Origin of the sequence: Acidisphaera rubrifaciens HS-AP3, assembly GCF_000964365.1 — a bacterium.
Lineage (GTDB): Bacteria > Pseudomonadota > Alphaproteobacteria > Acetobacterales > Acetobacteraceae > Acidisphaera > Acidisphaera rubrifaciens.
Window position 1 is genome coordinate 1 of record NZ_BANB01000269.1, and the last position, 1,768, is coordinate 1,768.

A 1,768-nucleotide genomic window follows, 5' to 3' on the forward strand; every position below is an offset into this window, starting at 1 on the left:
CGCTGGTGACCGGGCGGATGATCGACCGGCTGATCGATGCCTATGACCGCGACGAGGGCCGGCTGATCGTGGTGCCGACGCATAACGGCAAGCAAGGCAACCCGATGCTGTGGGACCGCCGCTACTTCGACGAGATCCTCGCCGCCACCGGCGATGCCGGCGCGCGATTCCTGCTCGCGCGGCATCGCGACGACGTGGCCGAGATCGACCTCGACACGGACGCGGTGCTGCGCGACTTCGACACGGTGGAAAGCCTCGGCGACCTGCCGGAGCGCCTGCGGCCGGCCCGCCCGGTCGCCTGAGACGGGCGACGACGCCATCGGTCCACCGCTCGCTACCCGGGGGTGAAAAGCGCGACACCATCGCCGCCCATCGGCGTCTCGCCCCTGGCCCCCGGGATCGCATCACCCTTATTCACGTCGTGGGCCGCCAACGGGTCGTAGATGTCGCGCGCCTGCCGCACCTCGGCGACGGTCGTGACCATCGGCAGCAGCACGCGCACCGGGCCGGCCACCGCCGCGCGCAGGATCGCCGCGAGCTGCGTCTCGAACAGCGCCGGCCGGCGCAGCAGCAGGCGGATGCCGCGCAGCCCGAGGGCCGGGTTCGCCTCGGTCGCCTCGGTCACGATGCCGTCGCTGTGCAGCGCCTCGATGTCCTTTTCGCCGCCCCAGTCGAGGACCCGGATGGTGACCGGATCGCCCGCCATCGCGTCGATGATCGTGCGGTAGCTCTCGGCCTGCGTGTCCTCGTCGGGCAGGGTCTCGCGGTTCATGAACAGGAACTCGGTGCGCAGCAGGCCGATCCCCTGTGCGCCCGACTGCGCGATCAGCGGCAGTTCGATCGGCAGCTCCAGATTGGCCTGCAGCTCGACCGCCTCGCCGTCCCGTGTCTGCGCCGGCAGGCGGCGCAGCCGCGCGTAGCGCTGCCGCTCGCGCGCATAGGCGGCGGCGTCGCGTCGCGCGGCGGCAAGCGTCACGGCGGTCGGGTGCAGCGTGATGCGTCCGGCGGTGCCGTCGATGACGGCGAGATCGCCGGCCTGCACCGCGTCCACCAGCCCCGCGGCGCCGAGCACCGCGGGCAGGCCTAGCGCCCGCAGCATCACCGCCGTATGGCCGTCGGTGCCGCCGTCCTCGGCCGCGACACCCGCGATGCGCGCCGGATCGAGCAGCGCGGCGTCGGCCGGGCGCAGCGTCTCGCACACCAGGATCGCGCCCTCGGGCAGGCTCGCGAAGCTGCGGAACGGCGTCTGCGTCAGGTTGCGCAGCAGTCGGCGCGCGACCTCGCGCACCTCCTCGGCATGGCGGTCGACGGAGGCGCGCTCGTCCGCGGACAGTCCGCTCAGACTGCTGGCCTGCGCCTGGATGGCGGCAACGAGCGCTTCCGCCTCCTCGGCGACGGCGGTTTCCGCCGACAGCAGTTTTTCGGTGATGTTCCGCCGCATCCCGCGCACCAGCCGCGACGGGCCGAGCATGCGCACATAGACATCGAGCAGCGGCGCGATCTCGGCCTGGCTGTCCTCGGGCAGCGTGCCGAGGCGCGCCCGCAGCTTGGCCAGCTGCTTGGACGACTGCGCGATGGCGGCGTCGAGCCGTCGCGCCTCTGCTTCGATGTCGGCGGCGGCGATCTTGCGGTGCGCGACGGTGACCGCCGGTTCGGTGATGCCGTAGGCGGGGCCGATCGCGATGCCCGACGACACCGCGATGCCCGCGAGCACGCGCTCGGTCAGCGGGCGCGGCGGCGGCGGCAGGCGCTGCATGCGCTTGTGCTG

2 protein-coding genes are annotated in these 1,768 nt (G+C 73.0%); one reads left to right on the forward strand and one right to left on the reverse strand.

Annotated features, from left to right (window positions below; translation table 11 throughout):
- Nucleotides 1-302, forward strand: a 302-nt coding sequence (locus B8460_RS09115) for a nucleotidyltransferase family protein (RefSeq protein WP_048861281.1), incomplete at its 5' end; no start/stop codon positions are given.
- A 32-nt stretch (nucleotides 303-334) separates the two neighbouring features.
- On the opposite strand, the gene B8460_RS09120 is transcribed toward B8460_RS09115, so the two are convergent.
- The coding region (locus B8460_RS09120) for a putative PEP-binding protein (RefSeq protein ID WP_241771158.1) at nucleotides 335-1,768 on the reverse strand (1,434 nt) is incomplete at its 5' end.